This window comes from Streptomyces sparsogenes subsp. cuspidosporus, assembly GCF_039532705.1.
Lineage (GTDB): Bacteria > Actinomycetota > Actinomycetes > Streptomycetales > Streptomycetaceae > Streptomyces > Streptomyces sparsogenes.
In genome coordinates this window covers 68726-94568 of the sequence record NZ_BAAASD010000037.1, presented here as the reverse complement: position 1 = coordinate 94568, position 25843 = coordinate 68726, and the positions used below count along the sequence as shown (strand labels likewise).

Here is a 25843-nt window from a genome sequence, read left to right as displayed (position 1 = left end):
GAGCGGGCCGGGCCCGGGGCGGCCCGACGGCCCCACCGCCCGGCGCCGGGCGCCGCGCGCGGCGCTCAGCGCGCGGCGCTCAGCGCGCGGCGCCCGTCTCCAGGCGCTTGCGGTTCAGCCACTTGGGCAGACCCGGCGCCTCCAGGAAACCCTCGGCGCGCGCCGCGGCGATGCCGATCCGCGGCAGGTCCGTGCTCTTCTCGAAGAGCAGGTAGCGCGGCTCCCAGATCGGCCGGTACTTGGCGTTGGCGCGGTACAGCGACTCGATCTGCCACCAGCGGGAGAAGAAGCCGAGCAGCGAGCGCCACAGCCGCAGCACGGGGCCCGCGCCCAGCCTCGACCCGCGCTCGAAGACCGACCGGAACATCGCGAAGTTCAGCGAGATCTGGTCGGCCCCGACCTCCTTCGCCCGCTGGATCAGCTCCAGCACCATGAACTCCATCAGCCCGTTGTCCGAGTCCCGGTCGCGCCGCATCAGATCCAGGGACAGCCCGTGCGACCCCCAGGGCGCGAAACTCAGCAGCGCGCGCGGTCTGCCGTCGCGGTCCGCGCAGTCCAGCAGCACGCAGCGGCCGTCGCGGGGGTCGCCGAGCCGGCCGAGCGCCATGGAGAACCCGCGCTCGGTCTCGCCGTCCCGCCAGTCGTCGGCGAGCCGCAGCAGCCGGGCCATCTCCTCTTCCGGGATGTCCTCGTGGTGGCGGATGCGGACCGTGTAGCCGGCGCGCTTGACGCGGTTGTAGGCCTGGCGCACGGTGCGCATGGCGCGCCCGTCCAGCGTGAACTCCCCGGTGTCGACGATCGCCTCGTCCCCGAGTTCCAGGGCGTCCAGGCCGTGCCGCGCGTACACCGTGCCGCCCTCCTCGCTCGCCCCGATGACGGCCGGGGTCCAGCCGTGCTCGCGGGCCTCGCTCAGCCACCGGTCGATCGCGCCGGGCCAGGCCTCCGGGTCGCCGAGCGGGTCGCCGGAGGCGAGGGCCACGCCGCTCACCACCCGGTAGGTGACGGCGGCCTTGCCGGTCGGCGACCAGATGACGCTCTTGTCGTGGCGCAGCGCGAAGTAGCCGAGCGAGTCGCGGTCGCCGTGCCGGTCCAGCAGGGCGCGCAGCCGGTGCTCGTCCTCCGCGGAGATCGGGTCGACGACGCGGCGGGAGCGGAAGGCCACGTACAGGACCAGCAGGAGCAGGGCGGTGCTCATGATGTTGATGACGACGTTCGCCCAGCCCGGGGTCTCGATGCCCTCGAAGCGGCCCTCCAGGGCCGCGAGCGAGATCAGCCGCAGCACGCCGTAGTGCCACCGGTCGAGGAAGGAGGAGCGGTAGTCGTCGGGCGCGGTGTTGGTGAGGGTGACCAGCCCGGCCGCCACCAGCGAGCCGATCAGCAGCCCGCCGACGGCGACGGCGGCCGCGAGCCGGGGGTTCGAGCGGTCGCCCTTGGCGTAGAACGCGCGGCGCCCGGCGAGCAGCGCGGCGACGAAGGCGGCGGTGAGGCCGAGCGAGACCCAGTTCTGCGGGTGCCGGGCGGCGGCCGGGCGGGTCAGCGCCAGGGCCAGCAGGGGGACGGTCAGACCGGCGAGGACGAGGTTGAGGAGCCACGCGGCGCGCTTGCGGCGGCGCATGGTGATCGCCAGGAACATCGAGAAGGCGCCGGAGAAGAAGCCCGCGGTGAGCAGGTACGGGGTGAAGTACTCGTCGACGTTGTGGCGCTTGATGTCGTTGCCGAAGGACACCCACACCGCGCCGAGGAAGTTCAGCGCGGCGACGGCGCGCAGGTACCAGACCGTGAAGGCGGCCGAGCGGCGCGTCCGGGGTCGGTCGCGGTGGGTGGCCTCCGGCGGTTTCGTACGGACCTCTCCCATGCCGTGAGCATAGGGGCAGAAGGGGCGAAACGGTGTCGGCGGGGTACGGCCGGCCGGTGACCGGGGCCGGAGGCCCGGGTCAGGTTATGTCGTCGGTGGCCGGGGCGGCCGCCGCGCCGGCCCCCTCGTCGCCCGCCGGATCGGTGCGCTCCGGCAGCTCGGCCGCGAGCGCCGCGGCCGCCCGCACCAGCGGCAGGGCGAGCAGCGCCCCCGTCCCCTCGCCCACGGTCACGCCGTGGTCGAGCAGCGGGTCGAGCGCGATGCGGTCGAGCGCCTTCTCCTGGGCGGGCTCGCCGCTGCTGTGCCCGGCCAGCCACCAGTCGGGCGCGCGGAACGCGACGCGCTGCGCGACCAGCGCGCACGCCGCCGAGACCACCCCGTCGAGGATGACGGGGGTGCGGCGTACGGCGCTCTGGAGCAGGAAGCCCGTCATCGCGGCGAGGTCGGCGCCGCCGCAGGTCGCCAGCAGTTGCAGCTGGTCGCCGAGGACCGGGCGGGCGCGGCGCAGCCCGTCGCGGATGGCCGCGCACTTGCGCATCCAGGCGAGGTCGTCGATGCCCGCGCCGCCGCGCCCGGTGACCTGCGAGGCGTCGGTGCCGCACAGCGCGGCGACCAGGGTCCCGGCGGCGGTGGTGCCGCCGACGCTCAGATCGCCGAGCACGAGGAGGTCGGTGCCCCCGTCGGCCTCCTCGTCGGCGATGGCCATGCCGGCGCGGAAGGCCTGCTCGGCCTCCTCGAGGGTCAGCGCGTCCTCGATGTCCAGGCGGCCGGAGCCGCGGCGGACGCGGTGGCGGGTGACCTCCTTGGGGAGGTCGTCGGGGTCGCAGTCCAGGGACATGTCGACGACGCGCAGGGGCACGTCGAAGCGGCGGGCCAGGACGGCCACGGGGCTCTCGCCGTCCAGCACGGCGCGTACGAGCCGGTGGGCGGTGCCCGCGGGGCGGGCGGACACGCCCAGCTCCGCGACGCCGTGGTCGCCGGCGAAGAGCACCACGCGCGGCCGCTCGATCGGCTCGACCGGCACCCGCTGCTGGGCGGCGGCCAGCCACTCGCCCAGCTCGTCCAGGCGCCCGAGCGCCCCCGGGGGCAGCGCCAGCCGCGCCCGGCGCTCCTCGGCGTCACGCCGGACGCCGCCGTCGGGACGCTCGATCAGGTCGACGAAGTCATCGAGATTCAGACCGCTCACGGGCGGAACCCTACCCGGCGCCGGGGCGCCCCGGGGCGGGGTCGCGGTGGCCGCTGGGGCCGGGTGGGCGGGCCGCCGCCCGGCGCGCGCTCAGCCCCGCAGCGGCAGGGCCTGGCCGGCCACGACCAGCAGGACCTGTTCGCACTCCGCCGCGAACGCCGCGTTCAGACGGCCGAGTTCATCGCGGAAGCGGCGCCCCGATGCGGTGGCGGGGACGACGCCCGAGCCCACCTCGTTGCTGACGGCGACCACCGTGCGGGTGGTGGCGCGCACGGCGGCGACCAGGGCGTCGACGCGCTCGTGGAGGGCGCTCCGGCCGCCCTGCGCCCAGGTGTCGTCGTCCCAGGCGCCGACGGAGTCCATCGCGTCGGTGAGCCACAGCGAGAGGCAGTCGATCAGCAGCGGGCCGCCCTCCCGGGCCAGCAGCGGCGGCAGGTCGCGGGTCTCGGCGGTGCGCCAGGAGGCGGGGCGGCGCTCGCGGTGGGCGGCGATGCGCTCGGCCCAGTCGGGGTCCTCCTCGCGGATGCCGCCGGTGGCGACGTAGAGGACGTCGGGCAGGGCCGCCAGCCGCCGTTCGGCCTCCACGGACTTGCCGGAGCGCGCGCCGCCGAGGACGAGGGTGCGGCGCGGCAGGTCGGGCACCGCGTGGTACTCGCCGACGACGACCGTCTCGCCGTCCGGTACGGCGCGCGCGCCCGCCGCCGCGAGCCGGCGGTGCAGCTCGGGGCCGGGCGGGACGGTGTGGTCGAGGTGGACGGCGAGGACGTCCGTGGTCGGGCCGACCGCCCCGGTGGCGCGCAGCTGGGCCAGCGCGGAGGGGCGGCCGAGGACGTCGAGCAGCACCATGTCGTAGGGCTCGGCGGATGCGGTCAGGCCGGCGGGGGCGGCGCCGGGCGGGAGGTAGAGGAGGCGGGTGGAGTCGGGGCCGGTGACCTCGTAGCCGGTGCCGGGGGAGTCCAGCGGCACGGCCCGCACCCGGTGGCCGCTGATGAGGGCCAGCTCGCGCCCGTCGGGCACCCGGCCCGGGGCGGGCAGCCCGGCGGGGAACTCGACGGCCGGGCCCGCGTGGGGGTGGGAGAGCAGCACCTGCACCACACCGGTCAGGGAGTATCCGGCCCGCGCGGCGGCGAAGGCCGCGCCGGGGGTGAGGTCGAGCAGCAGCGCCCCGTCGACCAGCAGCGCGGTCGCGGCCCGCGCCTCGTCGCCGACGGCGGTGGCGCAGGCCGCGCAGGGACAGCCGTGCCGGGGCAGCCCGGCGGGGGCCCCGGTGCCCAGGAGAGTGAGTTCCACGCCCTGATCGTCTCGCGTCCCGGTGCGGCGGGCGCGCTCAGGTCACTCCGCGAGGTCACCCCGCCGCGCGTGATCAGTCGCCTAGGCTGCGGGGCAGACATCAAGTGACCGGCGGGATGGAGGAGGCGGACATGGCATGGACGTGGCGGTTCGAGAAGTCCGACGGTACGGAGACGAAGCCCGCGGTGCAGCCCGACGAGTTCCCGACCCAGGGGGACGCCGAGTCGTGGATCGGGGAGGAGTGGAGAGCCCTGCTGGAGGGAGGGGCGGAGCAGGTGACCCTCTTCGAGGACGGGTCCAAGGTCTACGGGCCCATGAGCCTGCGGGCCGAGGAGGGATGAGGTGAGGGCGCGCGGCTGAGGAGGGGCGGTGGGTCGCCCGCTCAGCCGCGCGCTCCGTACAGGCGTACAGCCTTCGCGCGCTCCGTACGGGCGCACACGCTCCGCGCTCCGTACGGGCGCACACGCTCCGCGCTCCGTACGGGCGCACACGCTCCGCGCTCCGTACGGGCGCTCAGGCTCCGCCGCGCACTCCGCACAGGTGCAGCAGGGCCGCCACCGCGCGGTACGGGTCCGTGCGCCCGGCCCGGTCCTCCGCTTCCAGCAGCCGGTCCCAGTCGTCCGGCACACCTGAGTCGTCGGGGGCCAGGTCGGTGAAGACCCGCACGCCGTACCAGGTGTGCAGCGGCGCCCCGATCGCGGTGAGCGTGGTGGTCAGCTCCTCGCGCCGGTCGGCGCGGGCCGACAGGCCGATGCGGTTGGTGTAGGCGGGGGAGTCGAAGGCGGCGAGGGCGCCGTCCCAGTCCCCCTGGAGCCCCGGCCGCAGCGCGAGCGCGTCGGCGTTGCGGACCAGCAGGGACAGCAGGCCGCCGGGCGCCAGCACGCGAGCCAGGGCGGCGAGCATCGGGTCCGGCTCGGGCACGTACATGAGCACGCCGTTGCACAGCACGACGTCGAAGGCGCCCGGCAGGAAGTGCGCGCCCGTGTCCCGGCCGTCGCCCTCGATGAGTCGCACCCGCTCCCGGATGCCCGGCGGCTCGGCCGACAGCGCCTCGCGGACCGCGTCCAGCATTGCCGGATCGGACTCCAGGCCGGTGACCTCGTGGCCCGCGCGGGCCAGCCGGAGGGCCTGGGTGCCCTGGCCGAGGCCGACGTCGAGCACGCGGAGCCGCCGGCCCACCGGGAAGTGGGCCGCGATCCGCTCGTCGAGCTGGCGGGCGACCAGCGCCTGCCGGACGGTGTTCCGCAGGCCGCCGAGACCGCTCAGCCAGCCACTCGCCCCACCCGAGAAGCCGGAGCCCGTCGAACCGGAGCCCGCCGAACCGGAGCCGTCCGGGATGCCGGAAGCGGCCGCGCTCAGGGCCGCTCTCCGCGCTTGACCTGCGGCTTGGGCAGCCGCAGGCGACGCATCTGGAGCGTACGCATCAGGGCGTACGGCACCGCGCCGCGCAGGTTCTCGTCGGGGAACCGCTTCCGCAGCTGACGCTTGAGCTGGATGGCGAGGACGATCGAGTTGACCACGATCAGGAGGATGACCAGCATCCACAGCAGCAGCACATAGGTCTGCATCGCCCCGGCCTGGACCATGCTGAGGACCAGGATCACCACGGCCAGCGGCAGGAAGAACTCCGCCACGTGGAAGCGGGAGTCCACGAAGTCGCGGGCGAAGCGCCGCACCGGCCCCTTGTCGCGGGCGGGCAGATACCGCTCGTCGCCGCCGGCCAGCGCCTCGCGCTGGCGTGCGAGGTCGGCGCGCCGGGCCTCGCGCTGGCGCCGCGCGGCGTCCTTGCGATTCATCGGCGTACTCGCCACGCTGCGGCGCTGCGACTGGGCCACGCTGCGCTTGGGGGTCGGGCGGCCCTTGGGCGCCTGAGGGTCACGGGGCTGCTGCGGCTGGTCCGCGATCACCTTGGCGGTGGCGGCCTGCTCGTCCTTGGAACGGCTACGGAACACAAAGCCCAAGGGTACGGGTTGAGGGGTGTGGGCCCCAGCCCCAGGGGGAACGATCCCGCAACGGCACCGTGCTCCTCCCCGCTTCTCTCCCGCTCCACCCTGCCCCACCCCGCTCCTCCCCGCTCCTCCTTGCGCCGGAGGCGCCGCGGACCTGATCGTCCTTGGGGAGGAGCGCGAGCGGCCCGGAACAGTGCGGTAATGGAGACAGGGCCCGTAGGCTGGGTCTGTTGGATGAGTGCTGGAGCCGGTAGTCCGTAGTCCGTCAGAAGGGGGCGCGCGAGGCCCATGAGCGGTGTCATGAAGCGTATGGGAATGATCTTCCGCGCGAAGGCCAACAAGGCCCTGGACCGGGCCGAAGACCCGCGCGAGACCCTTGACTACTCGTACCAGAAGCAGCTCGAGCTGCTTCAGAAGGTGCGGCGCGGCGTCGCGGACGTGGCCACCTCCCGCAAGCGCCTGGAGCTCCAGCTCAACCAGTTGCAGGGGCAGTCGAGCAAGCTCGAGGACCAGGGGCGCAAGGCGCTCGCGCTGGGCCGCGAGGACCTGGCGCGCGAGGCGCTCTCCCGCCGCGCCGCGCTGCAGCAGCAGGTCACCGACCTGGAGACCCAGCACCGGACGCTCCAGGGCGAGGAGGAGAAGCTGACGCTGGCCGCGCAGCGGCTGCAGGCCAAGGTGGACGCCTTCCGTACGAAGAAGGAGACCATCAAGGCCACCTACACCGCGGCCCAGGCGCAGACCCAGATCGGCGAGGCCTTCTCCGGCATCTCCGAGGAGATGGGCGACGTCGGCATGGCGATCCAGCGCGCCGAGGACAAGACCGCGCAGCTCCAGGCCCGGGCCGGCGCCCTCGACGAGCTGCTGGCGTCCGGCGCGCTCGACGACCCCTCCGGCATGGCCAAGGACGACATCGCCGCGGAGCTGGACCGGATCTCCGGCGGCTCGGACGTGGAGCTGGAGCTCCAGCGGATGAAGGCCGAGCTGGCGGGCGGCTCCCCGCAGCAGGCCATCGAGGGCGGGCAGAAGCAGGAGCAGCCCCGCCCCAACATGGACAAGTGACGGACGCGCAGCCGACCAGTGGTCCACCCCGGCCCCGAAGGAGGTCGTCGTGATCGTACGGATCATGGGGGAGGGGCAGCTACGGCTGGACGACAGCCACCTGTCCGGCCTGAACAGGCTCGACGACGAGCTGCTCGCCGAGGTGCACAGCGACGACGAGGACGGCTTCCGGCGCACCCTCGGCGCGCTGCTGGACGCGGTGCGCTCGCTGGGCGAGCCGCTGCCCGACGACTCCCTGGAGCCCTCGGAGCTCATCCTGCCCGCCCCGGACGCGACGCTCGCGGAGGTCCGGGCGATGCTCAAGGACGACGGCCTCATCCCGGGCTGAGCCGGCACACGGCGCCGGGTCGTTACGGTTGGGTGCCGTGACTCCCCTCGCCGTCGGGCCGGGCCTGGCCCGGCCGTACCGCTGGCTGACCGCGCATCCGCGGTCGCTGGACACCCTGCTGGCCCTCGTCACCTTCGCGCTGATGCTGATCGGCGCCGCGGCCAGCCCGCACACCGGCCACCACCCGATCAATGCGGTCTTCGTCCTGCTGGCCGCGCTGTCCGCGGCCGCGCTCGTGCTGCGCCGCCGCTTCCCGATCGGCGTCCTTGCCGTCACCGGCGCGCTCACCGTCGTGGAGGTGGTCACCGCCCACGACGGCCCCCCGCGCACCTCCATCGTCTTCGGCGTCGTGGTGGCCCTGTGCACGGTCGCCGCCCGCACCGACCGGCCGACCACGCTGCGCGTCGGCCTGATCACCGTCGCCCTGCTCACCGGGGCCGCGATGCTCTGCGGGCTGCGCCCCTGGTACGCGCAGGAGAACTTCGGCATCTTCGCCTGGACCGGTCTCGCCGCCGCCGCGGGCGACGCGGTGCGCAGCCGCCGCGCCTACATCGCGGCCATCGAGGAGCGCGCGGTGCGCGCCGAGCGGACCCGCGAGGAGGAGGCCCGCCGCCGGGTCGCCGAGGAGCGGCTGCGCATCGCCCGCGAGCTGCACGACGTGGTCGCCCACCACATCGCGCTGGTCAATGTGCAGGCCGGGGTGGCCTCCCATGTCATGGACAGCCGCCCGGACCAGGCCAAGCAGGCGCTCGCGCATGTACGGGAGGCCAGCCGCTCGGCGCTCGACGAGCTGCGCGCCACCGTCGGGCTGCTGCGGCAGTACGGCGACCCGGCCGCGCCCACCGAGCCGGCCCCGGGCCTGGCGGTGCTGGACCAGCTGGTCGACGGGTTCGTACGGGCCGGGCTGCGGGTGGAGGTGGAGGCGGTCTCCCGGGACGGCCTCGGCTCGCTGGCGGCCTCGGTGGACCTCACCGCCTACCGGATCGTCCAGGAGGCCCTGACCAATGTGCACAAGCACGCCGGGCCGGACGCCAAGGCCCAGGTGCGGATCGTGCGCACCTCCGCCGTGCTGCTGATCACCGTGGACGACGACGGCCCCTGCGCCGAGGAACCCCCGGCGGAGGGGCCGGGCGGCGGACACGGGCTGATCGGGATGCGGGAGCGGGTCGCCGCGCTCGGCGGCAGCTGCGAGGCGGGACCCCGGGCGCAGGGCGGTTTCCGGGTCCGGGTGAGACTGCCCCTGCAGGCGCGCGCGGGGGAGTCGCGTGGAGATCGGGGAGAAGGGGGCGGAGGGGACTCATGACCATCAAGGTGCTGCTGGCCGACGACCAGGCGCTGCTGCGCAGCGCGTTCCGGGTGCTGGTGGATTCCGAGCCGGACATGGAGGTGGTCGGCGAGGCGGCGGACGGCGCCGAGGCCGTGGAGATCGCCCGCGACCGGGGCGCCGACGTGGTGCTGATGGACATCCGGATGCCCGGCACGGACGGGCTCACCGCGACCCGCATGATCAGCGAGGATCCGCGGCTCGGCGACGTCCGGGTGGTGATGCTGACGACGTTCGAGGTGGACGAGTACGTCGTGGAGTCGCTGCGGGCCGGCGCGAGCGGCTTCCTGGGCAAGGGCGCCGAGCCCGATGAGCTGCTGGCCGCGATCCGGATCGCGGCGGCGGGCGAGGCGCTGCTGTCCCCGGCCGCCACCAAGGGGCTGATCGCCAGGTTCCTGGCGCAGGGCGGCTCGGACGACGGGGAGGGCGCGTACGACGCGGCGCGGCTGGACGCGCTGACCGTGCGGGAGCGGGAGGTGCTGGTGCAGGTCGCGGGCGGGCTGTCCAACGACGAGATCGCGGCGCGGCTGGAGGTGAGCCCGCTCACGGTCAAGACGCATGTGAACCGCGCGATGGCCAAGCTCGGCGCCCGGGACCGGGCGCAGCTGGTGGTGATCTCGTACGAGACGGGGCTGGTGCGGCCCCGGGGTTGAGCCGGGGCTGAGCCGGAAGATGAGCCGGCCGGGAAGGCCGGGCGGGCCCGGGGGAGGATCGGCCCCGGGCCCGCCCGGCCACCTGGTGGGGTGGCCGGTTACGGCAGGGCCAGCATCCGCTCGAGGGCGAGCTTGGCGTAGGCCTCGGTCTCCTTGTCGACCTGGATCCGGTTGACGACCTTGCCGGCCGCGAGCGACTCCAGGGACCAGACCAGGTGCGGCAGGTCGATCCGGTTCATCGTGGAGCAGAAGCACACCGTGCGGTCGAGGAAGACGATCTCCTTGTCCTCACTGGCGAAACGGTTCGCCAGTCGGCGGACGAGGTTCAGCTCGGTGCCGATCGCCCACTTGGAGCCGGCCGGCGCGGCCTCCAGGGTCTTGATGATGTGCTCGGTCGAGCCCACGTGGTCGGCGGCCGCCACCACCTCGTGCTTGCACTCGGGGTGCACCAGGACGTTGACGCCCGGGACGCGCTCGCGGACCTCGTTGACCGAGTCCAGCGAGAACCGGCCGTGCACCGAGCAGTGCCCGCGCCACAGGATCATCTTGGCGGCGCGCAGCTCCTCGGCGGTCAGGCCGCCGCCCGGCTTGTGCGGGTTGTAGACCACGCAGTCGTCCAGGGACATGCCCATCTCGCGCACCGCGGTGTTGCGCCCCAGGTGCTGGTCGGGCAGGAACAGCACCTTCTCTCCCTGCTCGAACGCCCAGTCCAGCGCCCGCTTGGCGTTGGAGGAGGTGCATATCGTGCCGCCGTGCCGGCCGGTGAAGGCCTTGATGTCGGCGGAGGAGTTCATGTACGAGACGGGCACCGTCACCCCGGCGACCCCGGCCTCGGTCAGCACGTCCCAGCACTCGGCGACCTGCTCGGCGGTGGCCATGTCGGCCATCGAGCAGCCCGCCGCCAGATCGGGGAGGATGACCTGCTGGTTGTCGCCGGTCAGGATGTCGGCGGACTCGGCCATGAAGTGGACACCGCAGAAGACGATGTACTCGGCGTCCGGCCGGGCGGCCGCGTCGCGGGCCAGCTTGAAGGAGTCCCCGGTGACATCGGCGAACTCGATGACCTCGTCCCGCTGGTAGTGGTGGCCGAGCACGAACACCCGCTCCCCGAGCGCGGCCTTGGCCGCGCGGGCGCGCGCCACCAGGTCCGGGTCGGAGGGTGCGGGCAGGTCGCCGGGGCACTCCACGCCGCGCTCGCTCCGGGGGTCGGCCTGGCGGCCGAGGAGCAGCAGGGCGAGCGGTGTCGGCTGGACGTCGAGGGGTTGGGCGGTGGTCACGTCACGCACCCTTCTTTCTTCACGGGGGACCCTTAATCGTCAAAATGACGCTATCTATCATATCCTGCTTCACGTCAGTTTGACGATGCTCATCGCGTCAATGTGACGCATTCCGGAGGGCCGCCCGTGTGTGCGAGCATGAACAACGCAGGAAGAAAAGCGCCCGCCCCGGAATGAATCCGGGACGCCGTTGGTTGGAGCCCACGGCAAGCAGTCCGTACGACCCGGGAGATAAGCAGATGACCGTTCAGGACGAGACCACCGCGAGCGAGGGCATCATCCTGTCCGACGCCGCCGCGTCGAAGGTCAAGAGCCTGCTGGAGCAGGAGGGCCGCGACGACCTCGCGCTGCGCGTCGCCGTCCAGCCCGGCGGCTGCTCCGGCCTGCGCTACCAGCTCTTCTTCGACGAGCGCTCGCTCGACGGCGACGTCGTCAAGGACTTCGGCGGGGTCAAGGTCGTGACCGACCGCATGAGCGCCCCGTACCTGAACGGTGCCTCGATCGACTTCGTCGACACCATCGAGAAGCAGGGCTTCACGATCGACAACCCGAACGCCACGGGCTCCTGCGCCTGCGGTGACTCCTTCAGCTGAGCCCCTTTTTTGGGAGCGGCTTCGCCTCCGGGCGCTCGGACCCGCTGTCGACGGGCCTCGTCGCACGGTCGCTTCGCTCCCTCCTCCTCGCCCCTTTCGACAGCGGCGCGCCCTTTGGCTCAGCCGCTGTGGCGCGCGGACCACAAACGCCGTGGGGGCGGCCCGATCGGGCCGCCCCCACGGCGTTTCTCGTGTCGCGTGACTGTCTCGGCCTGGCTCACTTCCGCCGGGGCACGGTCTCGCCGGTCCTCGCGTCCACGACCTTCCGGTCGTCGAGCGGCTTGTCCAGCTCGACCTTCTTCTCGATCCGCTTGGCGATGAGGATGCAGGGCCGGCCCGGGTGCAGCCGCTTCCCCTTGATCTCCAGCTTCACCCGCGAGGCGGACTCCTCGGCGGAGACCTTGTACGACTCGCAGACGCCGCCCCAGAAGCGCACCGTCAGGGTCTTCCCGGACACGCTGTACGACGTGATGTCGTCGACCTGGCCGGTACCGGTCCCCGTGGAGGGGGACGTGCCGGGGGAGGGCTTCTTGAGGAACTTCGGGTCGACGGCCGGGTAGGTCACCGTGCTCAGGCCGTCCCGCGCGCCCGACGGCGCGACCTGGAAGAGCCAGGACGGCACCAGCGCCGGCCGCCCGTCCACGGAGCGCGCCGCGAGCCCGAGGGTCGCCTTGCGCACCGTGACCTCGTCGCCCTTGCCCTCCGTACCGCTGCCGCCCGTGCCGCCCTTCTCCTCCGCCTTCTCGGTCTTCCCGGCCTTCTTCTCGCTCCGCGGCGCCGCGCCCTCCTTGTTGAGCAGCTTCACCGCCTCGTCCGCGCCGATCAGCGGGTACGTGTCGTCCTTCGCGGGCTTCGACAGCAGCCCGGCGCCGCCGACCAGCTGTCCGTCCGCGCCCACCTGCAGACTCGTCTGCCAGCCGTGGGTCGGCAGGTGGTCCAGCACCGGGTCGGCCTTCACCACCCGCACCGCGCCGTGGAGCTGGGCCGCGTCCAGCTTCGCGCCGCCCAGCCCGAGGGCCTTCAGCACCGGCTCGGCCACGCGCTTGGCCCTGCCCTCGGAGACGGCGCGGTCGGACCCCTTGCCGTCCTCGGACCCCTTGCCGTCGGATCCCTTGCCGTCCTGGGACCCCTTGTCGCCCTTGGAGTCCGCTGCCCCTTCGGAACCCGAGGCCCCGCCGCGGTAGGAGGGGCAGCTCTGTTCGCCCGCCTCCGGCGGCTCCAGGCAGGAGGTGCCGCCCGGGGAGCCGTAGGCCGAGTACGACCAGCCGCCCGGCGCCTTCTGGCTCACCCGGAGCACCGGGCTCATCGCGTCCTTGCTGCCGCCGACCTTCCAGGTGCCGTGGTCCGCGCGCGGGCTCCCCGGCACGTCCAGGGCCTTCGCCAGCCGCGCCACCTCCGCCTTGGTGACCTTGGCGCCGGTCCGGTACACCGCGGCCGATCCGGGTCCTTCCGGCAGCTCGCCGACGGCCTTGTACTGCCGGCCGTACGGGTTCGGCTCGCCGGGCGCGATCCCCGGCCGGTCCGCGGCCCCGGGCCCGTCCAGTGCGAGCGGCTTCGGCGAACCGTCCTCCCGCGCGGCGCCCGGGTCCTGCCCGCCGCCCGCGGCGGTCGAGGCCCAGTACGCCCCGCCGCCACCGGCGAGCAGCACCGCCGCCGCCACCGAGGCGACGGCCAGTGGCGAACGCCGACGCGGCCGCGGGTCGTCGCCCTCGGGGGTCTGTGGGGTGTCGGTGTCCTCGGTGCTCACCGTTTCGCTCCTTCGGCTCCGCTGAAGCTGTACCGTCCCACCTCTCGCGAGGGGCACGTCGCTGAGACGGAGCGGCGGGGCACGTGGTTCCTCCGGCCGCCGTAACCGTCACCCCGTACGCACCGTATGCATCGTGCACCCGGTGTGAAACGAGCTAATATCGGGTGGTTTCGACCGTTCGTGCGGGGGTGACGGAGCCGATAGCGTAAGGCGTCCGTTGTCCTCCGTCGCCCGCAGGAGCAGACCCGCCGTGCGAATCGCAGTCACCGGTTCCATCGCCACCGACCACCTGATGACCTTCCCCGGCCGCTTCGCCGATCAGCTGGTCGCCGACCAGCTGCACACGGTCTCCCTCTCCTTCCTGGTGGACACCCTCGACGTCCGCCGCGGCGGCGTCGGCCCCAACATCTGCTTCGGCATGGGCGTCCTCGGCCTGCGCCCGATCCTGGTCGGGGCGGCCGGCGCGGACTTCGCGGACTACCGCGCCTGGCTGGACCGCCACGGCGTGGACACCGAGTCCGTCCATATCTCCGAGGTCCTGCACACCGCGCGCTTCGTGTGCACCACTGACACCGACCACAACCAGATCGCGTCCTTCTACACCGGCGCGATGAGCGAGGCGCGCCAGATCGAGCTGCAGCCCGTCGCGGACCGGGTCGGCGGGCTCGACCTCGTCCTGATCAGCGCGGACGACCCGGAGGCCATGGTCCGCCACACCGACGAGTGCCGCTCGCGCGGCATCCCGTTCGCCGCCGACCCCTCGCAGCAGCTCGCCCGCATGGGTGGCGACGACATCCGGCTGCTCGTGGAGGGCGCGGACTACCTGTTCACCAACGAGTACGAGGCGGCGCTGACCGAGACCAAGACCGGCTGGTCGGCGGACGAGATCCTGGCCAAGGTCGGCACCCGCGTCACGACCCTCGGGGCGCAGGGCGTGCGCATCGACCGCGCCGGCGAGGAGCCGATCCTCGTCGGCTGCCCGGAGGAAGAGGCGAAGGTGGATCCGACGGGCGTCGGCGACGCGTTCCGCGCGGGCTTCCTCTCAGGGCTCTCCTGGGACCTGTCCCTCGAGCGCGCGGCCCAGGTCGGCTGCATGCTCGCGACGCTGGTCATCGAGACCCTCGGCCCCCAGGAGTACGAGCTGCGCCGCGGCCACTTCACGGAGCGCTTCGCCAAGGCCTACGGCCAGGAGGCGGCCTCCGAGATCCAGCCCCACCTCGGCGGCTGACCCACCTTCCGGAGGGGGACACCTCTACGCCCGGCGGCGGACGCGGTACGCCGTGCCGCGGTCGGCCGGGCGTTCCCCTTCGTACGCGTGGCCGCGCATCGCGCACCACGCCGGGATGTCCAGCCGGGCGGCCTCGTCGTCGGCGAGCACCGTGACGAGGCCGCCGACCGGGACCTCCCCGATGACCTTGGCCAGCTCGATGACCGGGATCGGGCAGAGCTTGCCGAGCGAGTCGACCACCACCTCCGCCTCCTCGTCCCCCGGACCGCCCGCACCCGGGCCGGCGGAGCCCCCCGGGCCGGCGGAGACCCCCGAATCGCCGGAAGCCGACCCGGCCGAGGCCGCCGTGGCCTCCTCCGCCCGTTCCGGCGCGCCGAGCCGCCCGCGCACCCCGCGCACCACGTCCGGCAGCACGGCGAGGAAGCGCTCGACGTCCTCCTCGGCCGTCCCGAGGGGCAGCGAGACGCGGACGTTGCCCTCGGACAGCACGCCCATCGCGCGCAGCACATGGCTCGGCGTCAGGGTGCCGGAGGTGCACGAGGAGCCGGAGGACACGGAGAAGCCCGCCCGGTCCAGCTCGTGCAGCAGCGCCTCCCCGTCGACATAGAGACACGAGAAGGTCACCAGGTGGGGCAGCCGCCGCTCCGGGTCGCCGACCACCTCCACGTCGGGGACCAGCCGCGGCACCCGGGTCCGGATCCGGTCCACCAGCTCCCGCAGCCGCTCGGCCTCCGCGGCGGCCTCCTCCCGTACGGCGCGCAGCGAGGCCGCGGCCGCGACGACGGCGGGGATGTTCTCGAAGCCGGGGGCGCGGCCCGACTCGCGCTCGTCCGCCGGGCCCTGGGGAGCGAAGCGCACGCCCTTGCGCACGGCCAGCAGGCCGACGCCCGACGGCCCGCCCCACTTGTGGGCGCTCGCGGTCAGCAGCGACCAGTCGCCCGGGACCGGGCCGAAGGCCAGGGACTGCGCGGCGTCGACGAGCAGCGGCACGCCCGCCTCCGCGCACTCCGCCGCCGTCTCGGCCACCGGCTGCCGCGTCCCCACCTCGTGGTTGGCGGACTGGAGACAGGCCAGGGCGGTGGGGCCGGGGGCCGCGCGCAGGGCGGCGGCGTACGCGCCCGGCGCGACCCGGCCGGCGCGGTCCACCGGGACCTCGGCGACCGTGCCGCCGGCCGCCTCGTGGGCGGCCGCGGCGTGCAGCACCGCGGAGTGCTCGACGGCGGAGTGGACCAGATGGCGGCCGGCCCGGCGGCGGCCCGCGAGGGCCCCGGCGATGCCGTCGTGCAGCGCGCGGGTACCCGAAGAGGTGAAAGTGAGCTCGTCGGGGCGAACGCCCACGGCGTCGGCCGCCGCCTCCCGGGCGGCGTCCAACAGCAGCCTGGCGCGCCGTCCCTCGCGGTAGAGGCGGGCCGGATCGGCCCAGCCCTCGTCGAGCGCGGCGAGCAGCGCCTGGCGGGCGACGGGGTGCAGCGGGGCGGACGAAGCGGCGTCGAAGTAGGGCACGTACGTCACGCTAGTCGCTCACGCGGCACCTGTTCAGTGCCCCTTCGAACGGGTTTCTCCGCCGCTTCGAACGGGTTTCTCCACCTCTTCGGGGAGCGGCCCGGCGCGTTGGGCACCCTCCCCGCGCGACCCCAAATGGCGTCCAGTAGGGTTTGGTCCGCATAAACATCCAAACCCCTGCCCGCACCGGGCCGGCGACCGACCAGCGAGACGGCCGCGGCCGTGCGGGCGAGACTCTCGGGAAGGCGCTACGTGAGTCCCAACGGCTCCGACCGCTCGTCGCGGCGCCCGGTGCGGCGGAAGCTGCTGCAGGCGCTGGCCGCGGGCTTGGTCCTGGCGACCGCCACCGGTTGCACATCGAAGGACTTCCCCCGCCTCGGAATGCCCACCCCGGTCACGGAGGAGGCGCCGCGGATCCTCTCCCTGTGGCAGGGCTCGTGGGCGGCTGCGCTCGCCACGGGCGTTCTGGTCTGGGGCCTGATCCTGTGGGCGGTCATCTTCCACCGCCGCAGCAGGACCAAGATCGAGGTTCCCGCGCAGACCCGGTACAACATGCCCATCGAGGCGCTGTACACCGTGGTCCCGATCATCATCGTCTCGGTGCTGTTCTACTTCACCGCGCGCGATGAGAACGCGCTCCTCAAGACCTCCGCGAAGCCCGCCCACGTGATCAACGTGGTGGGCTACCAGTGGAGCTGGGGCTTCAACTACATGGAGAACGTGGACGGCAACCCGTCCACGCCCAGGAAGACCCCGGAAGAGGTCTCGTCGATCCCGGACCGCATGCTCAAGGCCGTGCCCAAGGGCGCGGAGGGCGTGTACGAGGCGGGCATCCCGGGTGACCGCGACCCGGACACCGGCAACCCGGGCCCCACGCTGTGGCTGCCGAAGGGCGAGAAGGTCCAGTTCATCCTGACTTCCCGTGATGTCATCCACTCGTTCTGGGTGGTCCCCTTCCTGATGAAGATGGACGTCATCCCGGGGCACACCAACCGCTTCGAGGTGACCCCGAACAAGGAGGGCACCTTCCTGGGCAAGTGCGCCGAGCTGTGCGGTCAGGACCACTCGCGGATGCTCTTCAACGTCAAGGTCGTCTCTCCGAAGGAATACCGGAAGCACCTGGAGGACCTGGCGAAGAAGGGTCAGACCGGATACATCCCGGCGGGCATTGAGCAGACGGACGCCGCCAAGAACGCGGAGACCAGGAACAAGTGAGCATCCTCAACGAACCTCAGGGTGCCGACGCAGCCGCCGCACACGCGGACGGGCCGCCGGTGCGCCGCAAGCAACCAGGGAACTCCGTCGTCAAGTGGTTGACCACCACCGACCACAAGACGATCGGGACGCTCTACCTCGTCACGTCGTTCGCGTTCTTCTGCATCGGCGGGCTCCTGGCGCTGTTCATGCGCGCCGAGCTGGCCCGTCCCGGCACGCAGCTCATGACGAACGAGCAGTTCAACCAGGCGTTCACCATGCATGGCACGATCATGCTGCTGATGTTCGCCACGCCGCTGTTCGCCGGCTTCGCGAACTGGATCATGCCGCTGCAGATCGGCGCGCCCGATGTGGCGTTCCCGCGGCTGAACATGTTCGCCTACTGGCTCTACCTGTTCGGCTCGATCATCGCGGTGGCCGGGTTCCTCACCCCGCAGGGCGCGGCCGACTTCGGCTGGTTCGCGTACTCCCCGCTGTCGGACGCGGTCCGCTCGCCGGGCGTGGGCGCCGACATGTGGATCATGGGTCTGGCCTTCTCCGGCTTCGGCACGATCCTCGGCTCGGTCAACTTCATCACCACGATCATCTGCATGCGCGCTCCGGGCATGACGATGTTCCGCATGCCGATCTTCACCTGGAACGTGCTGCTCACCGGTGTGCTGGTGCTGCTGGCCTTCCCGGTGCTGGCCGCCGCGCTGTTCGCGCTGGAGGCCGACCGTAAATTCGGGGCGCACGTCTTCGACGCGGCCAACGGCGGAGCGCTGCTGTGGCAGCACCTCTTCTGGTTCTTCGGCCATCCCGAGGTGTACATCATCGCGCTGCCGTTCTTCGGCATCGTCTCCGAGATCATTCCGGTGTTCTCGCGCAAGCCGATGTTCGGTTACATCGGGCTGATCGGCGCCACGATCGGTATCGCGGGTCTGTCGGTGACGGTCTGGGCGCACCACATGTACGTCACGGGCGGCGTGCTGTTGCCGTTCTTCTCCTTCATGACGTTCCTCATCGCGGTGCCGACCGGTGTGAAGTTCTTCAACTGGATCGGCACGATGTGGAAGGGGTCGCTGAGCTTCGAGACCCCGATGCTGTGGACGGTCGGCTTCCTGATCACCTTCACCTTCGGCGGTCTGACCGGTGTCATCCTGGCCTCCCCGCCGATGGACTTCCACGTCTCGGACTCGTACTTCGTGGTGGCGCACTTCCACTACGTGGTCTTCGGCACGGTCGTGTTCGCGATGTTCGCCGGATTCCACTTCTGGTGGCCGAAGTTCACCGGCAAGATGCTGGACGAGCGCCTTGGCAAGATCACCTTCTGGACGCTGTTCATCGGCTTCCACGGCACGTTCCTGGTCCAGCACTGGCTCGGTGCCGAGGGCATGCCGCGCCGGTACGCCGACTACCTGGCGGCCGACGGCTTCACCACGCTGAACACCATCTCGACGATCTTCTCCTTCGTGCTCGGCCTGTCGATCCTGCCGTTCTTCTACAACGTCTGGAAGACCGCCAAGTACGGCAAGAAGATCGAGGTCGACGACCCGTGGGGCTACGGCCGCTCGCTGGAGTGGGCGACCTCCTGCCCGCCGCCGCGGCACAACTTCCTCACGCTGCCCCGCATCCGCTCCGAATCGCCGGCGTTCGACCTGCACCACCCGGAGATCGCGGCGCTCGACCAGCTCGAGAACCACGGGGCCGCCTCGTCCGATGACAAGGCCCTCGCGGGTGGCAAGGAGGCCGGCAAGTGAAGGTCCAAGGCCGGATGTTCATCTGGCTCTCCGTCTTCATCCTGATCATGGCGATCGTCTACGGGGTGTGGTCGAAGGAGCCCGCCGGCACCACCGCGCTCTTCCTGGCCTTCGGCCTGAGCGTGATGATCGGCTACTACCTCGCCTTCACCGCCCGCCGGGTGGATGTCGGGGCGCAGGACAACAAGAACGCGGATGTCGCGGACGACGCCGGTGAGCTGGGCTTCTTCTCCCCGCACAGCTGGCAGCCGCTGTCCCTGGCCGTCGGTGGCGCCCTGGCCTTCATGGGTGTGATCTTCGGCTGGTGGCTGCTGTACTTCTCCGCCCCGGTCATCCTGGTCGGCCTCTTCGGCTGGGTGTTCGAGTACTACCGCGGCGAGAACCAGAACCAGTAACCGGTCAGGCACCGGGGTCCCGTCGAGAGACGGGCCCGAGCGGGGCCCGGACACCTCCTCCAGGTGTCCGGGCCCCGCTTCGTCGTCTCCCGGAGTACGTCGTCCCCCGGAGCGCGTCGTCTCCCGGAGCGCGTCGGCCCCCGTTCACCCGACTGCCTCACTCCACGAGCCGTCCGCAACCGGTCTTTCTAGCTTGTGACCATGAGCCACACACCTCGATCACCCCGATCCCGGACGGTGCTCGGCTGCGCTGTGCTGCTGGCACCCCTGATAACGATGGGGCTCACCGGATGCGGCGGCCCCTCCTCGGACCCGTTGGCGGCCAAGCCGTACGACGCGGCCGACCAGGTCGCCTTCAGCGGCGTGGGCGAAGGTCACAAGGCCGACCCCGACAAGCCGCTTGAGGTCACGGCCAAGGGCGACGACAGCCGCATCACCGACGTCACGGCGACCGACTCCGCGGGCCGGTACGTCCGCGGCGAGCTGACCCCCGACGGCAAGCGCTGGCGCAGCACCGTGCCACTGGCCGCGGGCACCCACTACACGCTGCGGGTGAGCACCGAGGACGCCCACGGGGCGCCGGGTCGCCGGACCATCGGCTTCGACACCACCGGGGCCGAGAGCCGGCTCCGGGTCACCTTCGGCCCCCAGGCGGGCACCTACGGCGTGGGACAGCCCGTCACCGCCGAGCTGAGCGCGCCGGTCAAGGACCTCTCGGCGCGGGCCGTCGTCGAGCGCGCCCTGAAGGTGGACTCACAGCCCGCCGTGGACGGCGCCTGGCACTGGGTGGACGACCGGCACCTGCACTACCGCCCGCGCGACTACTGGCCCGCGCACGCCACGATCGACGTGCACGCCAACCTGCAGGGCATCAGGGTCGCGGCCGGCCTGTACGGCGGGCCCTCCAAGCCGCTGCGGCTGCGCACCGGCGACCGGGTCGAGGCCCTCACCGACTCCGGCACCCACCAGATGACGGTGTACCGGAACGGCCAGGCCATCCGGACCATCCCGATCACCACCGGCATGCCCGGCTTCGACACCCGCAACGGCACCAAGGTGGTGCTCGCCAAGGAGTCCTCCGTACGGATGACCGGGGCCAGCATCGGCCTCGGCAACTCCTACGACCTGATGGTCTACTGGGCCGTCCGGGTGACCTGGAGCGGCGAGTACGTCCACGCGGCGCCCTGGTCGGTGGGGTCGCAGGGCTCGGCCAACGTCAGCCACGGCTGCACCGGCATGAGCACCGAGAACGCGCGCTGGTTCTTCGACACCGTGCGCCTCGGCGACATCGTCAAGGTCGTCAACAGCCGCGGCGCGATGATGACGTCGTTCGACAACGGCTTCGGCGACTGGAACATGACCTGGGACAAGTGGCGCGAGGGCAGCGCTCTGGCCGCCGGGCGGGCCGACGGCGTCAACGCGGCCGAGTCGGCGAGGCTGCGGCCCCAGGTGTGACCCGGAAGGCGGCCAGGAGGTGGCCCGTAAAGCCGCCCCCTCGGGCCGCCCCTCGAGCCACCCGGAGGTGACCCGGGTGCGGCCCGGTGCGCCCCGTCAGGCGTCCACGGCGTGGCGCTTGCGCAACAGCCCCGCCAGGGCGTCGGCGAGGGCCACCGGGTCCACCGGGTGGGTGACCGCGGCCTCCGCGCGGCTCCAGGTGGCCAGCCAGGCGTCCTGCGGGCGGCCGATGAGCAGCAGGACCGGCGGGCAGCGGAAGATCTCGTCCTTGATCTGCCGGCAGACCCCCATGCCGCCCGCGGGCACCGCCTCCCCGTCCAGCACGCACACGTCGATGCCGCCCTCCTCCAGCGCCGAGAGGACGGCGGGGAGGGTCGCGCACTCCACGAACTCCACGGGCGGGACATCGGGGGCGGGCCGGCGCCCGGCCGCGAGCCGCACCTGCTGGCGGGTGCCCGAGTCATCGCTGTAGACCAGCACCGTGGCGGTCGGCTGCATCGTTCCTCCGCGTTACGTGGGTGGACTCCTGGCGCGGATGGTACTCCCGTACCGCCGTGTGGAGGAGGGGGCGTGCAGGCCCCTCCCTCCTTCGGGGGACCGGCCCGCGGACCGGCCGACCAGGCCCGAAGCCCGCCGGACACCCGCCCGCAACGGGCCGTACGAGCAGCATCGATGCCCTTGACACTCCGAACGGTACCCCCGGGAGTGAGGGCTGGATAAGCGACCGACATAATGTCGGTCGTGGCGACAGCAACAGCAGTAGATACCGGGCACGCGCACCCGTCGGTCAACCGGCCGAACCTCACCAGCGTCGGAACCATCATCTGGCTGAGTTCCGAGCTGATGTTCTTCGCGGCCCTCTTCGCGATGTACTTCACCCTGCGATCGGTGACCGGGGCAGAGCACTGGAAGGAAATGGCGTCCGCGCTGAACTTCCCGTTCTCCGCGACCAACACCACGATCCTGGTGCTCTCCTCCCTCACCTGCCAGCTCGGTGTCTTCGCTGCCGAGCGCGGTGACGTGAAGAAGCTGCGCACCTGGTTCGTGATCACCTTCATCATGGGCGCGATCTTCGTCGGCGGTCAGATCTTCGAATACACCGAGCTGGTCAAGCACGAGGGTCTCTCGCTCTCGTCCGACCCGTACGGCTCGGTGTTCTACCTGACCACCGGTTTCCACGGACTGCACGTGACGGGCGGACTCATCGCCTTCCTGCTGGTCCTGGGCAGGACGTACGCGGCCAAGAGGTTCACCCACCAGCAGGCGACAGCGGCCATCGTGGTGTCCTACTACTGGCACTTCGTCGATGTCGTCTGGATCGGCCTCTTCGCCACGATCTACATGATCAAGTAATCCGGTCGCCGTACTGGCACCACGTCCTCAAAGCATCGACGCAGAAGATCCTGACACCGGGGTAATCCGTGAAAAAGCTCTCCGCACGACGGCGCCATCCGCTGGCTGCGCTCGTCGTCCTACTCTTCGCGCTGGCGGTCACTGGGGGGCTGTACGCCGCGTTCTCGCCGAGCGAGGCGAAGGCCGATGACAGCTCCGCCCAGTCCCTCGCCATCGAGGAGGGCAAGAAGCTCTACGCCGTCGGCTGCGCCAGCTGCCACGGCACCGGCGGTCAGGGTACGACCGACGGTCCGAGCCTGGTCGGCGTCGGCTCCGCCGCCGTGGACTTCCAGGTCAGCACCGGTCGCATGCCCGCGCAGCAGCCCGGCGCGCAGGTGCCCAAGAAGAAGAACATCTACTCGAACGCGCAGATCCAGCAGCTCTCCGCGTTCATCGGCTCGCTCGGCCCCGGCCCGGAGACGCCGACGAAGGAGCAGTACGACCCCGCGGGCGGCGACGTCGCCGAGGGTGGCGAGCTCTTCCGCACCAACTGCGCGCAGTGCCACAACTTCGTCGGCAAGGGCGGCGCCCTGACCAACGGCAAGTACGCGCCGTCGCTCGAGGGTGTGTCCCCCAAGCACCTCTACGAGGCCATGCAGACCGGCCCGCAGAACATGCCCTCCTTCCCCGACACCACGATGCCGGAGGAGAAGAAGAAGGCCATCATCGCGTACCTGGACACGGTCAACAGCGACAAGACCGAGACCCCCGGCGGTATGGAGATCGGCGGCCTCGGCCCGGTCAGCGAGGGCCTGTTCGGCTGGATCTTCGGCATGGGTGCCATGATCGCCCTGACCATCTGGGTCGCCGCCCGGACCGCAAAGGCCAAGAAGTCATGAGTAGCCACGACAATTCACACGAAGACCACCTGCCCGAGGGGCGGGGAGGTGAAGAGGGCGGCGCGGTAGAGCCCGCCGACAACCCCTTCGCCGACCCGGGCCTGCCGCCGCACGAGCCCCGACAGCAGGACATCGACGAACGAGCCGCCAAGCGCTCCGAGCGCACGGTCGCGCTGTTCTTCACCGCCTCGATGGTGGCGACGATCGCCTTCATCGCCTCGTTTGTGGCGCTGCCGGTCGACAAGATCATCTATGTCTTCCCGCTCGGCCACATCAGCGCGCTGAACTTCGCGCTCGGCCTGACCCTGGGCATCGCGCTGTTCACCATCGGCGCGGGCGCGGTCCACTGGGCCCGCACCCTGATGTCCGATGTGGAGATCGCCGACGAGCGCCACCCGATCGAGGCCTCGCCCGAGGTCAAGGCCAAGGTGCTGGACGACTTCCGGCAGGGCGCGGCCGAGTCCGGCTTCGGCCGGCGCAAGCTCGCCCGCAACACCCTCTTCGGCGCGCTGGCCCTGGTGCCGCTCTCCGGCCTGGTGCTGCTGCGCGACCTCGGCCCGCTGCCGCAGGACAAGCTCCGCCACACCAAGTGGGGCAAGGGCAAGCGCCTGATCAACCAGAACACCAACGAGGCGCTGCGCCCCGAGGACATCGTGGTCGGCTCGCTCACCTTCGCCATGCCCGAGGGCATGAGCGAGGAGGACCACGACTTCCAGACGCAGATCGCCAAGGCGGCCCTGATGCTGGTCCGGCTGCAGCCGGAGAACATCAAGGACAAGCGCGAGCTGGACTGGTCGCACGACGGCATCGTCGCGTTCTCCAAGATCTGCACCCACGTCGGCTGCCCGATCAACCTCTATGAGCAGCAGACCCACCACGTCCTGTGCCCGTGCCACCAGTCGACGTTCGACCTCTCCGACGGCGGCCGAGTGATCTTCGGCCCGGCCGGGCACGCCCTGCCGCAGCTGCGGATCGGGGTCAACAAGGACGGTTACCTCGAAGCCAAGGGCGACTTCGCGGAGCCCGTCGGTCCTGCTTTCTGGGAGCGCGGATGAGTACTGCAACTGAATCGCAGCGGGACCGCAAGGCCCCCGCGGGCGAGCGCGTCGCCGACTGGGCCGACGGCCGGCTGGGCGTCTACAGCCTCGCCAAGGCCAACATGCGCAAGATCTTCCCGGACCACTGGTCCTTCATGCTGGGTGAGGTCGCGCTCTACAGCTTCATCATCATCATCCTCACGGGTGTGTATCTGACGCTGTTCTTCCACCCCAGCATGGAAGAGGTCACGTACCACGGCCCGTACGTCCCGATGCAGGGCGTGCGGATGTCCGAGGCGTTCGCCTCGACGCTCGACATCAGCTTCGAGGTGCGCGGCGGTCTGCTCATCCGGCAGATCCACCACTGGGCCGCGCTGATCTTCCTCGCCGCGATGCTCGTGCACATGATGCGCGTCTTCTTCACCGGCGCCTTCCGCAAGCCGCGCGAGATCAACTGGCTGTTCGGCTTCCTGCTGTTCTTCCTCGGCATGCTGACCGGCTTCACCGGCTACTCGCTCCCCGACGACCTGCTCTCCGGCACCGGTCTGCGGTTCATCGAGGGCGTGTTCCTGTCGATCCCGGTCGTCGGCACCTACATCTCGATGTTCGTGTTCGGCGGCGAGTTCCCCGGCATGGACCTGATCCCCAGGCTCTACCCGGTCCACGTCCTGCTGCTGCCGGGCATCATGCTCGGCCTGCTGGTGGCGCACCTGATCCTGGTCTTCTACCACAAGCACACGCAGTACCCCGGGCCCGGCAAGACCGAGAAGAACGTGGTCGGCATGCCCCTGCTGCCGGTCTACATGGCCAAGGCGGGCGGGTTCTTCTTCCTGGTCTTCGGCGTCATCGCGGTGCTCTCCGCGATCGCCACCATCAACCCGATCTGGGCCATCGGCCCCTACCGGCCCGACCAGGTGTCCACCGGCGCCCAGCCCGACTGGTACATGGGCTTCGCCGAGGGTCTGGTCCGTGTGATGCCCGGCTGGGAGATCAACCTGTGGGGTCACACGCTCGTCCTGGGCGTGTTCATCCCGATCGTGCTCTTCCCGCTGGTGCTGTTCGCGATCGGTCTGTACCCGTTCATCGAGTCCTGGATCACCGGCGACAAGCGCGAGCACCACATCCTGGACCGCCCGCGCAACGCCCCGACCCGGACCGCCTTCGGTGTCGCCTGGCTGACCGTCTACCTGGTGATGCTGGTCGGTGGTGGCAACGACCTGTGGGCCACCCACTTCCACCTGTCGATCAACTCGATCACCTGGTTCGTCCGGATCGCCTTCTTCGTCGGCCCGGTGGTGGCCTTCATCGTCACCAAGCGGATCTGCCTGGGTCTGCAGCGGCGTGACAAGGACAAGGTGCTGCACGGCCGCGAGACCGGCATCATCAAGCGGCTGCCGCACGGCGAGTTCATCGAGGTGCACGAGCCGCTCTCGCAGGAGGACCTGTTCAAGCTCACCCAGCATGACCAGCCCAAGCCGCTCGAGATCGGCCCCGAGGTCGACGAGAACGGTGTCCGCCGCAAGATAAAGCGTTCGCAGAAGCTCCGGGCCAAGCTGTCCAAGGGCTACTACGGCGGGGACAACGTGATCCCCAAGCCGACCACCGAGGAGTACAAGGAGATCACCAGCGGCCACGGCCACCACTGATCCCCTCAGCGAACACCTCAGCTGTTACGCCACACACCAGGGCCCCGGCCCGGACCACACGGTCCGGGCCGGGGCCCTGGGCCGTGGTGCGGGCCGTGGCCCAGGGCCCCGGCCCGTCCAGCAGCCGGGCACG

General features: G+C 71.6%; 24 protein-coding genes. 15 read left to right on the top strand and 9 right to left on the bottom strand.

Going from position 1 to position 25843, the window contains the following annotated elements; translation table 11 throughout:
• Positions 1–79: 79 nt before the first annotated feature.
• The 3 genes from ABFY07_RS32290 to ABFY07_RS32280 all read right to left on the bottom strand — a co-directional run bounded on the left by ABFY07_RS32290 (position 80) and on the right by ABFY07_RS32280 (position 4331).
• Entirely contained in the window at positions 80–1855 is a 1776-nt protein-coding gene (locus ABFY07_RS32290; RefSeq protein WP_346177888.1) for a phosphatidylglycerol lysyltransferase domain-containing protein, read from the bottom strand.
• Positions 1856–1934: 79 nt separating this feature from the next.
• Positions 1935–3032 carry a nicotinate-nucleotide--dimethylbenzimidazole phosphoribosyltransferase gene (gene cobT / locus ABFY07_RS32285; protein ID WP_346177895.1) on the bottom strand — a complete coding sequence of 366 codons (1098 nt, stop codon included), beginning with the start codon at positions 3030–3032 and terminating at the stop codon, positions 1935–1937.
• A 99-nt stretch (positions 3033–3131) separates the two neighbouring features.
• Entirely contained in the window at positions 3132–4331 is a 1200-nt protein-coding gene (locus ABFY07_RS32280; RefSeq protein ID WP_346177887.1) for a bifunctional adenosylcobinamide kinase/adenosylcobinamide-phosphate guanylyltransferase, read from the bottom strand.
• A gap of 131 nt (positions 4332–4462) precedes the next feature.
• Here ABFY07_RS32280 and ABFY07_RS32275 point away from each other — a divergent pair, with 131 nt between their 5' ends.
• A complete protein-coding gene (locus tag ABFY07_RS32275) occupies positions 4463–4672 on the top strand; it encodes a hypothetical protein (RefSeq protein ID WP_346177886.1) in 210 nt (69 codons plus the stop codon).
• Between the two features lie 172 nt (positions 4673–4844).
• On the opposite strand, the gene ABFY07_RS32270 is transcribed toward ABFY07_RS32275, so the two are convergent.
• Both ABFY07_RS32270 and ABFY07_RS32265 read right to left on the bottom strand, forming a co-directional pair.
• Positions 4845–5555, bottom strand: coding sequence for a class I SAM-dependent methyltransferase (locus ABFY07_RS32270; RefSeq protein ID WP_346177894.1), 711 nt, complete (start codon positions 5553–5555; stop codon positions 4845–4847).
• Positions 5556–5686: 131 nt separating this feature from the next.
• On the bottom strand, positions 5687–6283 hold the full coding sequence (locus tag ABFY07_RS32265) for a DUF3043 domain-containing protein (RefSeq protein WP_065958640.1): 597 nt from the start codon (positions 6281–6283) through the stop codon (positions 5687–5689).
• Between the two features lie 285 nt (positions 6284–6568).
• Here ABFY07_RS32265 and ABFY07_RS32260 point away from each other — a divergent pair, with 285 nt between their 5' ends.
• Genes ABFY07_RS32260 through ABFY07_RS32245 form a run of 4 tightly spaced genes read left to right on the top strand, consistent with a single transcriptional unit; the run spans position 6569 to position 9644 of the window.
• Entirely contained in the window at positions 6569–7339 is a 771-nt protein-coding gene (locus ABFY07_RS32260; RefSeq protein ID WP_076971037.1) for a PspA/IM30 family protein, read from the top strand.
• Positions 7340–7388: 49 nt separating this feature from the next.
• Positions 7389–7667 (top strand): PspA-associated protein PspAA, encoded by a 279-nt coding sequence (gene pspAA / locus ABFY07_RS32255; protein ID WP_065958638.1) that lies wholly within the window; start codon positions 7389–7391, stop codon positions 7665–7667.
• Between the two features lie 28 nt (positions 7668–7695).
• The gene (locus tag ABFY07_RS32250) at positions 7696–8970 is read left to right on the top strand and encodes a sensor histidine kinase (protein ID WP_079150759.1); all 1275 of its coding nucleotides are present in this window, start codon (positions 7696–7698) and stop codon (positions 8968–8970) included.
• Positions 8967–9644: a response regulator transcription factor gene (locus ABFY07_RS32245; protein WP_065958636.1), complete on the top strand. Its 678-nt coding sequence runs from the start codon at positions 8967–8969 to the stop codon at positions 9642–9644. Before ABFY07_RS32250 ends, ABFY07_RS32245 begins: the two co-directional genes overlap by 4 nt.
• Positions 9645–9742: 98 nt before the next feature.
• Here the strand turns inward: ABFY07_RS32245 and nadA are convergent, their stop codons facing one another.
• Positions 9743–10930: a quinolinate synthase NadA gene (nadA, locus tag ABFY07_RS32240; protein ID WP_076971038.1), complete on the bottom strand. Its 1188-nt coding sequence runs from the start codon at positions 10928–10930 to the stop codon at positions 9743–9745.
• A gap of 230 nt (positions 10931–11160) precedes the next feature.
• Here nadA and erpA point away from each other — a divergent pair, with 230 nt between their 5' ends.
• Positions 11161–11514, top strand: coding sequence for an iron-sulfur cluster insertion protein ErpA (erpA, locus tag ABFY07_RS32235; protein WP_065958634.1), 354 nt, complete (start codon positions 11161–11163; stop codon positions 11512–11514).
• A 217-nt stretch (positions 11515–11731) separates the two neighbouring features.
• Here erpA and ABFY07_RS32230 read toward each other — a convergent pair whose 3' ends face one another.
• Positions 11732–13261, bottom strand: coding sequence for a hypothetical protein (locus ABFY07_RS32230; RefSeq protein ID WP_346177885.1), 1530 nt, complete (start codon positions 13259–13261; stop codon positions 11732–11734).
• 250 nt (positions 13262–13511) lie between these two features.
• Here ABFY07_RS32230 and ABFY07_RS32225 point away from each other — a divergent pair, with 250 nt between their 5' ends.
• Positions 13512–14489: a carbohydrate kinase family protein gene (locus ABFY07_RS32225; protein WP_346177884.1), complete on the top strand. Its 978-nt coding sequence runs from the start codon at positions 13512–13514 to the stop codon at positions 14487–14489.
• Positions 14490–14513: 24 nt separating this feature from the next.
• Here ABFY07_RS32225 and ABFY07_RS32220 read toward each other — a convergent pair whose 3' ends face one another.
• Positions 14514–15992 (bottom strand): cysteine desulfurase/sulfurtransferase TusA family protein, encoded by a 1479-nt coding sequence (locus ABFY07_RS32220; RefSeq protein WP_346177883.1) that lies wholly within the window; start codon positions 15990–15992, stop codon positions 14514–14516.
• A 252-nt stretch (positions 15993–16244) separates the two neighbouring features.
• On the opposite strand from ABFY07_RS32220, the gene ctaC reads away from it, so the two are divergent.
• The 4 genes from ctaC to ABFY07_RS32200 all read left to right on the top strand — a co-directional run bounded on the left by ctaC (position 16245) and on the right by ABFY07_RS32200 (position 20796).
• Positions 16245–17207, top strand: coding sequence for an aa3-type cytochrome oxidase subunit II (ctaC, locus tag ABFY07_RS32215; protein WP_346177882.1), 963 nt, complete (start codon positions 16245–16247; stop codon positions 17205–17207).
• Positions 17204–18946, top strand: a complete 1743-nt coding sequence (gene ctaD, locus ABFY07_RS32210; protein WP_346177881.1) for an aa3-type cytochrome oxidase subunit I — start codon at positions 17204–17206, stop codon at positions 18944–18946. Before ctaC ends, ctaD begins: the two co-directional genes overlap by 4 nt.
• Positions 18943–19341, top strand: a complete 399-nt coding sequence (locus ABFY07_RS32205; protein WP_346177880.1) for a cytochrome c oxidase subunit 4 — start codon at positions 18943–18945, stop codon at positions 19339–19341. The genes ctaD and ABFY07_RS32205 overlap by 4 nt, the downstream gene beginning before the upstream one ends.
• Positions 19342–19542: 201 nt before the next feature.
• On the top strand, positions 19543–20796 hold the full coding sequence (locus ABFY07_RS32200; protein ID WP_346177879.1) for a L,D-transpeptidase: 1254 nt from the start codon (positions 19543–19545) through the stop codon (positions 20794–20796).
• A 96-nt stretch (positions 20797–20892) separates the two neighbouring features.
• Here ABFY07_RS32200 and ABFY07_RS32195 read toward each other — a convergent pair whose 3' ends face one another.
• The gene (locus ABFY07_RS32195; RefSeq protein ID WP_346177878.1) at positions 20893–21294 is read right to left on the bottom strand and encodes a hypothetical protein; all 402 of its coding nucleotides are present in this window, start codon (positions 21292–21294) and stop codon (positions 20893–20895) included.
• 234 nt (positions 21295–21528) lie between these two features.
• Between ABFY07_RS32195 and ctaE the strand changes: the two genes are divergently transcribed.
• The 4 genes from ctaE to qcrB all read left to right on the top strand — a co-directional run bounded on the left by ctaE (position 21529) and on the right by qcrB (position 25710).
• Positions 21529–22149, top strand: coding sequence for an aa3-type cytochrome oxidase subunit III (gene ctaE, locus ABFY07_RS32190; RefSeq protein ID WP_065958612.1), 621 nt, complete (start codon positions 21529–21531; stop codon positions 22147–22149).
• A 68-nt stretch (positions 22150–22217) separates the two neighbouring features.
• Complete coding sequence (qcrC, locus tag ABFY07_RS32185; protein WP_346177877.1) at positions 22218–23027, top strand: cytochrome bc1 complex diheme cytochrome c subunit; 810 nt, start codon at positions 22218–22220, stop codon at positions 23025–23027.
• Positions 23024–24082 carry a cytochrome bc1 complex Rieske iron-sulfur subunit gene (gene qcrA, locus ABFY07_RS32180; RefSeq protein WP_065958610.1) on the top strand — a complete coding sequence of 353 codons (1059 nt, stop codon included), beginning with the start codon at positions 23024–23026 and terminating at the stop codon, positions 24080–24082. Before qcrC ends, qcrA begins: the two co-directional genes overlap by 4 nt.
• Positions 24079–25710 carry a cytochrome bc1 complex cytochrome b subunit gene (qcrB, locus tag ABFY07_RS32175; RefSeq protein WP_346177876.1) on the top strand — a complete coding sequence of 544 codons (1632 nt, stop codon included), beginning with the start codon at positions 24079–24081 and terminating at the stop codon, positions 25708–25710. Before qcrA ends, qcrB begins: the two co-directional genes overlap by 4 nt.
• Positions 25711–25843: the final 133 nt, after the last annotated feature.

Excerpts from the sequence above, each read along its gene's own strand:
- ctaE (WP_065958612.1), top strand. The coding sequence starts at position 21,529 with ATGTCGGTCGTGGCGACAGCAACAGCAGTAGATACCGGGCACGCGCAC.
- ABFY07_RS32260 (WP_076971037.1), top strand. The coding sequence starts at position 6,569 with ATGAGCGGTGTCATGAAGCGTATGGGAATGATCTTCCGCGCGAAGGCC.
- ABFY07_RS32275 (WP_346177886.1), top strand. The coding sequence starts at position 4,463 with ATGGCATGGACGTGGCGGTTCGAGAAGTCCGACGGTACGGAGACGAAG.
- ABFY07_RS32200 (WP_346177879.1), top strand. The coding sequence starts at position 19,543 with ATGAGCCACACACCTCGATCACCCCGATCCCGGACGGTGCTCGGCTGC.
- ABFY07_RS32290 (WP_346177888.1), bottom strand. The coding sequence starts at position 1,855 with ATGGGAGAGGTCCGTACGAAACCGCCGGAGGCCACCCACCGCGACCGA.
- qcrA (WP_065958610.1), top strand. The coding sequence starts at position 23,024 with ATGAGTAGCCACGACAATTCACACGAAGACCACCTGCCCGAGGGGCGG.
- ABFY07_RS32195 (WP_346177878.1), bottom strand. The coding sequence starts at position 21,294 with ATGCAGCCGACCGCCACGGTGCTGGTCTACAGCGATGACTCGGGCACC.
- qcrB (WP_346177876.1), top strand. The coding sequence starts at position 24,079 with ATGAGTACTGCAACTGAATCGCAGCGGGACCGCAAGGCCCCCGCGGGC.
- erpA (WP_065958634.1), top strand. The coding sequence starts at position 11,161 with ATGACCGTTCAGGACGAGACCACCGCGAGCGAGGGCATCATCCTGTCC.
- ABFY07_RS32245 (WP_065958636.1), top strand. The coding sequence starts at position 8,967 with ATGACCATCAAGGTGCTGCTGGCCGACGACCAGGCGCTGCTGCGCAGC.